This is a genomic window from Alkalibacterium indicireducens, assembly GCF_039522005.1.
Lineage (GTDB): Bacteria > Bacillota > Bacilli > Lactobacillales > Carnobacteriaceae_A > Alkalibacterium > Alkalibacterium indicireducens.
Genome location: NZ_BAAADA010000011.1, coordinates 1 through 8,760 on the forward strand (window position 1 = coordinate 1; position 8,760 = coordinate 8,760).

7 protein-coding genes are annotated in these 8,760 nt (G+C 43.6%); 1 reads left to right on the forward strand and 6 read right to left on the reverse strand.

What is annotated here, in order from left to right:
* Positions 1-111 precede the first annotated feature (111 nt).
* A complete protein-coding gene (gene rpoN / locus ABFX15_RS00720) occupies positions 112-1,395 on the forward strand; it encodes an RNA polymerase factor sigma-54 (protein ID WP_346023649.1) in 1,284 nt (427 codons plus the stop codon).
* A gap of 85 nt (positions 1,396-1,480) precedes the next feature.
* Here rpoN and ABFX15_RS00725 read toward each other — a convergent pair whose 3' ends face one another.
* From ABFX15_RS00725 to ABFX15_RS00750, 6 genes are all read right to left on the reverse strand, one after another.
* Entirely contained in the window at positions 1,481-2,422 is a 942-nt protein-coding gene (locus tag ABFX15_RS00725) for a PTS system mannose/fructose/sorbose family transporter subunit IID (RefSeq protein ID WP_346023650.1), read from the reverse strand.
* 19 nt (positions 2,423-2,441) lie between these two features.
* Positions 2,442-3,239, reverse strand: coding sequence for a PTS mannose/fructose/sorbose transporter subunit IIC (locus ABFX15_RS00730; protein WP_346023651.1), 798 nt, complete (start codon positions 3,237-3,239; stop codon positions 2,442-2,444).
* Positions 3,240-3,266: 27 nt separating this feature from the next.
* Positions 3,267-4,241 (reverse strand): mannose/fructose/sorbose PTS transporter subunit IIA, encoded by a 975-nt coding sequence (locus ABFX15_RS00735; RefSeq protein ID WP_346023652.1) that lies wholly within the window; start codon positions 4,239-4,241, stop codon positions 3,267-3,269.
* Between the two features lie 50 nt (positions 4,242-4,291).
* Positions 4,292-4,783 carry a mannose/fructose/sorbose PTS transporter subunit IIB gene (locus ABFX15_RS00740; RefSeq protein WP_346023653.1) on the reverse strand — a complete coding sequence of 164 codons (492 nt, stop codon included), beginning with the start codon at positions 4,781-4,783 and terminating at the stop codon, positions 4,292-4,294.
* A 217-nt stretch (positions 4,784-5,000) separates the two neighbouring features.
* Positions 5,001-7,859 (reverse strand): sigma-54-dependent transcriptional regulator, encoded by a 2,859-nt coding sequence (locus ABFX15_RS00745; RefSeq protein ID WP_487046869.1) that lies wholly within the window; start codon positions 7,857-7,859, stop codon positions 5,001-5,003.
* A 534-nt stretch (positions 7,860-8,393) separates the two neighbouring features.
* Positions 8,394-8,760, reverse strand: a 367-nt coding sequence (locus ABFX15_RS00750) for a group II intron maturase-specific domain-containing protein (RefSeq protein WP_346023654.1), incomplete at its 5' end; no start/stop codon positions are given.

The following is an 8,760-nucleotide window of genomic DNA, read 5'->3' on the forward strand; positions in this document are numbered from 1 at the left end:
AGATTAAGGGTCTTCTTTCTTTTTGTCTAGGTCGAATTTCCCCTCTTCCGACATTAATTTTACACATAGCCTCGTTTGTGATAAAATAAAAGGTGAAAGGATGTGACCCATATGGCATATCAGCAGCGTCCTGATTTTTCACAGAAACAGAAGCAAACTTATATCCCTAACCTGGTTCAGAATGTTCAGCTGCTTCAGCTTAACCGGCTGGAACTTTCTGCCTTTCTGAATGAACTGGTCATAGGTAATCCGCTTATCGATGTTCCTGAATCCGAACAGCAGCTTGTCCAGCGTGCGCTGAAAACCACCTCATCTGTTATAGAAGAAACAGCTGCTCACAGACAGTCTCTTTATGATCATTTAAAAGAACAGGTCGAAATGCTCTATCGTCCCACTTATTTAAGAGAATTGATTTTCTGGTGGATCAACCAGCTTGATCATAGAGGATACGTGACTGCAACTGTCGAAGAAGCCGCAGAAGAAACTGGGTCCACTGCTGTTGAACTGGTAGATGCCCTCACTTTGCTGCAGCAGCTTGATCCTGCTGGTATAGGTGCACGTTCACTGAAAGAATGTCTGATGCTTCAGACCGAACGACTGGATTTTTCTCCAGCAACAGCCTATATCATACTGGAAGAAAATTTTGAACGGCTTACAGAGAAGAAATGGAAGGAACTAGCCGATATCTACTCTATCTCTGAGTCCGAGGTCCAGGAGGTACTGAAATTTGTACAGAAGCTCACTCCCTCTCCTGCAGAAGGATTTCAGACTAGCTATACACCTTTTATTCTTCCAGAGCTGGCTGTATCTGTAAACGATGAAGAAGTGAGCGTAGCTGAAACGAGATACAAGACACCACTGCTTACATTCAATACGGCCTATTTTGAAGAACTGAAGCACCAGGATGACAGAACCGTTCTTAAGTATATAGGAGAAAAGAAGAAGGAGTATGATATCCTTCAGGCTGGACTTGAAAAAAGGAAAGAAACGATTTTAAGAGTCGGTACCGCTATTGCCCGTTACCAGGCTGGTTTCTTCCGCAATCCTGATAATGGCCTGTCTTCTCTCCAGCTGAACGATCTGGCTCAGGAACTTCAGCTGAATGAATCCACTGTAAGCCGGGCAGTAAGGGAATCTTATATTCAGACACCTTCCGGCACTTACGAACTGAAATCGTTTCTATCCAGAAGGACGTCAGGTGGTGATTCACAGGACCAGCTGGAAAAGCAGATCCGAGAACTGATTGATCAGGAAGATAAAACAAACCCACTATCTGATCAGAAACTATCGGATAAACTGGCTGAATCCGGTATGCAGTTATCCAGAAGAGGTGTGACTAAGTACCGTAAAAACCTGTCGATCCCTGCTTCTACTCAGCGGAAAGTCAGAAAATGAGTGGGACCTTCGAATTTATAGATTTTCATACAAAAACAGCTGAGCCTCTATAATATAGAGCTCAGCTGTTTTGATATATTATTGATTATCCAAGTAGTCCTACAACATAACCTAATGTTCCAAGTACGAACAGTCCGGCGATGATTGTGATTGGGCTGACTTTACGACGTAATAACCATACGCACGCTAGAGTCAGGATAAGTGGTGCAATACCTGGAAGCAGTTCATCCAGTGTGTTCTGCAGTGTAGTCACTTCAACTGGAGTGATGCTCAGTCCAGATTGAATTTCCTGAACGACACCGCGGAGCATGTCTCCGGACAATACACCATCGTTTGCTGCTTCAGCTACTGCTCCGAAGTTCACCATTTCATCAGCTGGTACATCTACTCGACTCATAACCAGTGGGAAGTGCATGCTGGTCCATCTTGGAACCAGAACACCAAGGATGAACATACCAAGTACAGATGCGCCTTGAGTCAGTTTCTGCATCAGTCCGCCGGCAAGGTTCTGAGTGATGTTACCCCCCTGTACGTATCCCAGTTCCTGTGAGTACCATAGGAAAGCCATACGGATAATGTTCCATGCCAGGAAGAAGATGATTGGTCCAAGCCAGCTTTCACTTAATGCAAGAGAAGCCGCGAATGCACCAAGTACCGGACGGATCGTTCCCCAGAAAATAGGGTCACCGACACCGGCAAGAGGGCCCATCATGCCGATTTTAACCCCTTGAATAGCGGCATTATCGATATCCTGACCGGATGCTTTCTGTTCTTCAAGAGTCAATGTCACCCCTAGTACAGGTGCTGCAAGATACGGGTGAGTATTGAAAAACTCAAGGTGACGCTTCAATGCTAATGAACGGTCTTCTTTTGATGTGTACATTTTTTTAAGTGCCGGGATCATTGCGTAAGCCCAACCGATGTTCTGCATACGCTCGAAGTTCCAAGATGCCTGCAGGAACTGACTTCTCCAAAACACGCGTAAACGGTCTCGTTTAGATAATTTGAATTTGCTTTCTTCAGCCATATTTCATCAACGCTCCTTTTTAATAGTCATTCAGAATGTCATCAAGTGGATCGCCGCCGGAAGTGTTTCCGCCGCCTCCGCCGCCTTGATTGAATTCAGGTGCAAATTGAAGGTACAGAAGTGCCAGAACGACACCGATGATACCCATAGCAATCAGGTTCAGTTCGCCGATTGCTGAAAGAGCAAATCCTAAAGCGAAGAACAGCCATATTTTTGGTGTAGCCATCATGTTGATAACCATCGCATAACCGACGGCAACGATCATTCCACCGGCAACTGCCAGTCCGCCTGTCAGCCACCCAGGGATAGCGTTCAGGGCATTTGTTACGAGTTGTGGAGATACAGCAAGAATGATAGCTGCAGGGATAGCGATACGCAGCCCCTGAATCATCAACGCTCCGATGTGATAGAATTCTACTGCTCTGAATGAACCTTCTGTTGCTTTTCTGTCGGCTGCGTGTGCGATTGCCACAGTTAATGTACGTACAAAGATAGTCAGTACCTGACCAGCGATTGCTAATGGAATAGCCAATGCGATCCCTTCTGATACGCCTGCTCCGTGATAAGTGACTAAAATAGCAGATGCTACGGATGCAAGTGCCGCATCAGGTGCTACAGCTGCCCCGATGTTCATCCAGCCTAAAGCGATAAGCTGAAGTGTTCCTCCCAGTAAAAGTCCCTGAGTAGGATTTCCTGTTGCCAAACCAATTAATGTACATGCGACGATCGGCTGATGGAACTGGAACTGGTCCAGGATTCCTTCCATTCCGGCTAAGAAAGCCACAAATACAACCAATACGATTGAAATGATGTCCATATTTATTTTCCCTCCTTGATAGGTATCTTAATTCATGTATTTTGTTTTCTTGAGCAGGCTCCACAAATCTTTACGCTGATCTGCTGGTACTTTTCTGACATCGAATGTCACGCCAAGATCTCTCATTTTCTTGAAAGCTTCCACGTCTTTTTCATCTACTGACAGAACATTGTTGATCATGACTTTACCTTCTGAGTGAGCCATGGATCCGACATTGACCTCTTCAATCTCCACTCCACCTTCAATGACACGCAGAGCATCAGTTGGGTTCTCGAATAAGAGCAGTGCTCTTGTTTTACCGAATCGCGGATCGTTCCATACTTCGATCATTTTATCGATCGGTACAACGTTTGCTTTGATTCCTGGTGGTGAAGCCTGGGTGATCAGTGATTTACGAAGATCATCTTTAGCTACATCATCAGATACAACAATGATGCGAGTCGGATTAACGTCTTTAGCCCAGGCAGTTGCCACTTGTCCATGTAGCAGACGTGAGTCGATACGAGCCAGTCGGATATCGATTCTTCCGTTTCCTACTACTGTGCCTTCTGGCAATGGTTTAGACGGTTCTTCAGTTGCAGTTGCTGCTTTGCTTTCAGCTGGCTGAAGACTTTCCGGTCTCACTTTCACGCTGTCTTTCGCTACATCGATCAGTGAAGCTGCAATATCGTGTGCTTTATCCATTGAGAAACGTGCTGTAAATGACTCGATAAGCATAGGCAGGTTCAAGCCTGCAACAATCGCCCATTTATCCTTCTTATCTTCAAACAATGTATTTGCCTGGTTAAATGGTGTACCTCCCCATAAATCGACTAGGAAGAGGACTTCGTCTGTTTCGAAAGAAGCAATGGCTTCTTCCATTTTTCTTCTAATATCATCTGGCCCTTCACTTGGAAGTAAAGTGACTGCCTTGACATTTTCCTGTTCTCCTACAATCATAGATCCTGACTGCAGAATGCCTTCAGCAAACTCGCCGTGGCTTGCTAGTATAATTCCTACCATTTATTTCCCTCCTACTACTAACGGACATGCCGTTATTTCTAATTAATCGTTTACAAAAAGTTCCCCTTTTTTAAAACTTCCATAAGCAGCTGCTTGCGGTCTGAAGGGACTTTTCTTATTTCGAGTTCTATACCCTGTTCATCAAGATACTGAAACGCCTCAATATCCTGCTGATCAACTGAAACGAAATGTGTGACCATCTGTTTCCCCTCTGTGAATTTCATTCCACCAATATTAACTCTATCGAACGCTACCCCCTGCTTGTAAATTGTCATTACATCATTTGGGTTAGTAAATAACAGCAGAACTTTTACATCCTTCATGAGCGGATGGTCTTTAATGTCGATCAGTTTCTTTACTGAGATGACATGTGCCTTGATTTCAGGCGGAGCCGCCTGCTTTAATAATAATTTCTGAAGCGGATTTGATGCGACTTGATCACTGACAACTACGATGCGACTTATACCTGTCGACCTAGCCCATGTCGTGGCTACCTGACCGTGTATCAGACGGTCATCGATCCTTAGTAACCTGATATCCATTAACCTTTATCCTCTCCTCCTGTATATAGAGTCACTCTCCCTTCACTTAGAAATTGAGAAAAATAGTGGTGCAGCGTAGTGTTTTTCTCTTCCAATTTATATAAGCAAGAAGTGTGCCAACTTTAATTCCTTGAGAACCTTTATGTATCAACGGTTTTCCGCAACACACTAAAACGACACACTATTGATGTGTTTCAAATAGTGTGTCGCTCAGCTGTTACTCTTCAAGTAGTGTATCGATATCTTCAATCTCGCCTTCATCTTTAGTAATGAAATATAAGATATAGCTGTATTCCTCTTCAGGTATGCTGATTGCCAGATCCTTTTCCAGCATTGAGATAAGATGCTCCACTTCCTTCGTCAGACTATTCTCTACATCAAACAGGTGTGTCTCGGAAGAAGTCAGGCTATCCTGATGAATCAGCCGTTCAATGACACCTGCCATATGCAGAATCAGATTGATATGAAAGGCATAGGCTTCTGAATGATCTGTTTTGAGCTGGGCACAGCCTTTAGCAAATTTCCAAAGAGGGTCCAGCACTTTAACAGGATTTAAAAAGGTATAGTTTTCCTGCAGAAAGATCTGTATCATTTCTCTGGCCTTTGTTTCATCAGAGGCAGTATCTGTAGTGTATAAGACGGACTCACTGATTATATTTTCTATCAGCGCTTCAGAGTCTCCTTCGATGAACCGCTCTAGCGGTATAAATGGAGCTGAAAGTTTCGGATCGGCTACACCGGTCGTGGCCAGGATGGAGTAATGCTTGTTCCATTCAACTACTTTCGTATCCATATCCACTACTGAACAGGTTTTGACTTCTATAACTGCCTTGTTTCCTTGCTTGATTGGTTTTTCAATGATTTCCTTTATTTTCCTGGCGGTCCCTTCTCCAGATGCACAAATGGCTAGGATGATTGGAGGCTTGACTACCTGATTTCTTTCATTGGTGTGACCTTTCGGAAGGTGATTCGAGTAGCCACTGAATTTGAGAAGGGACTCATGCAGAAGTTCAAGGTCTGCATCCACCAGTGACGCTTTTCTTACTGCTTCGAGTACCATAGGGGTTGAGACCATATCGATCGATCTGACCAAAATGCCGGTATCCTTTTCCAGAGAAGACTCAAATGTCGCCAGCGACCCCATGTCGACCAGAAGTAGAACTCCGCTGCCCTGGTTCACATCGATCACTGCCTGTCTGATCCGCTCGTAAACGACTGTCGGCGACATATCCAGAGGCATGTCGATGGCACTCACGCCTCTTATATTTAAGAGATCTTCTGCTACACGGGCCATGCTGCTTGCAGTGGAGTTCCCATGTGTGGCAATGACCACTCCAATTTCACCAGCTGATTTTTCTTCCTTCAATGAAACGAGAAGAACGGTAAGATAATACACTTCATTTTCCGAAATAGTGACTTGGAAGACCTCACCTATTTTATCTTTGATCAGTGATGCAACCTCATACTCTTTGCTGTAGTCCATTGCCATTTCGCGTATCCTGCTGTTCATCTTCCGTTCTTCCCCACTGTTTATCTTATTGAGCAGGGAGCTGATATGAAGACTCATAGCGTAAATGAAGTTCTGCTTCATACTCACACTTAGTGACTGATTGACTAAAGCAGCCATCTGATGAGCAAATTCAATCACTTCTTTATTAACGACGTCAGCCAGCTTAGATTCTGTCTGAAGCGAAAAGCCGTGATTACGGTAAAAAGATTTTAGATGAACGTTGATATCTGTGGAGATATACTGATTGATTGATTCCTGATCCAATCCTTCTGCTTCAAGAAGCGCAGCCTTATCTCCAATGATGTCGTAAATATTATACGGCAGTTCATAAGCATCCATTTCCATTGTATAAAACGGCTCATTTGGACTGACTGTTATTTTTGCCTCAAGATAATTTGACATCTCTGTCATCTGTTGTCGGTTGGAGGATAACCCCACCAGATGTGATTGAATGCTGTCCGGAATATCCTTAACCGTCAGACTGATTTCTTCCTTGCTCAGCTGGTTCACGAAGCCTCTGGCACACACCAACTGTATCGTTGATTTGAGTTGTCCGATGTTTCCATATCCTACACTGGCAATCAGTCCTTTAACAACATCCTCTGTTAATGTGATTTTCCGTTGAATTCGATTGGCTTCAAGACCTGTCAGAAGTTTCAGCAGGTCAAGCTGCTCCACAACCGGACGCTCTTTAAATGATGGCATATGAATATTGATGGGTATACGTCTCATGAAGGTATCAAGAAAAGTTGATTTAGGATCTTCAGTTGTCGCACAGACGATCCTGACACTTGCTTCTCGGCTTTTACCTGTTTCCCCAAGTCGACTGTACTTGCCCGTATCCATGAAGTAGAAAATCATTTCCTGCCCTTCAGGTGGAAGTCTGTGGATTTCATCTAAAAAGAGCATACTGTTGTCAGCTTGCTGGATAAGCCCTTCTTTCTCGGATGCCGCACCAGTAAAGGCTCCTTTAGCATAACCGAACAAGTAACTCATCAGCAGTTCCGGATTATTCGCATAATCCGCACAGTTGAAGACGACCAGTTCTTTTTCAGGGTCGATCAGCTCATGTGATTGAGCAAATTTAAACATGGCGTGAGCAAAAAACGATTTCCCTGATCCGGTCGGACCCGTTATAAGTGTGTTGAGTCCTTTTGGTGGATAAAGAACAGCTGCCTTGGCCTGATCGACCGCATTTTTCATGCTGCCTTTTGCTCCAATAATCGACTGAAAAATATCTCTCGACTCTTTAACAGAGTAGTCAAAGACTTCCTGTGTGACACCCTTCTGTTCAGGCTTTTCTTCTTTATAGCTCGGCACGTGTACTGTCAATGGCTGGTGACGAACCGATTCGAGAGGAACAAAGCGAACTGGCCGTCCGTCTATTTTTTTAAGCTTCCCCTCTCTGACCAGAAGATTAAGGTCTTTGGAGACATTGCTTCTCAAAATATCTAACGTATCAGACACTTCTTTTGTTGTAATGCCCATCCCGTTTTCGATGTCTTTTTTTGTAAACTGATTACTAGCCGATTTGACGAACTGATATATCTTATCTTTTCTGTTCAATTCGTACGCCCCCTTATCATTGCTCTCTAAATGCTGGACTCTGGATTCTCAATTAGTATACTATAAAAACAATGATAACGATACACTATTGAACACACTTGACTGCAGCAGTCAGAATCTGGCTTTATTTAAGGTTTTATGCTATATCGCAGTGTGCTAGTGTATTCTCTTAAGTATGCTCACTAGTATGTCGTTATGACTTTGCCGAACTTAGGGTCTGCTTTTTTATACTGGGATAGCTGAGGTTCACCCGTTTACCTGCCTGTGTTTACCCTGAGCAGGCTCACTCGGCTTCTCTTATTCACTTTACCTGATCTGAGCCTGCTTCGGCACTCTCAGCTGGCTCCTGTAATCCGCTTTACAGTAATCCCCATATTTTGAAGTGCCTGACCACGTTGAAACTATCGAGTAGGAGACTAGTCATTAATTGACTAGTCGACCTCTCACACCACCGTACGTACGGTTCTCGTATACGGCGGTTCAATAACTTGAATATCTCTAACGTTCATACAGTAGTATTAAATCTTTTAATTTCTACAACTGTTCGAGCTTCTTATTTGTTATGGCACGATGTAAAGTTTTACTTCGCGAGAGCCTCCAGTAAGCCTTTCGGCTACCAGCCATTTTGAGTGCATCATCGTGTTCTATCCCCAGTTGTTTTAATTTTCTATATCGAGTGGATACTTTCTTCCATCTCTTCCAAATCAATTGTCTTAGCCGATGATTCAACCACGATTTAATTTTAATCATAAAAGATTTCATAAATCCGATTCTATAGTAATTAATCCATCCTACCGTTACACGGTTGATGTCCTTCACTATATCCTTGAAAGAGCCTGGTCGATTGCGACGAGTTAATTTTCTGAGTTTATTCCGGAATTTTTGTTTCGCCGACTTACTA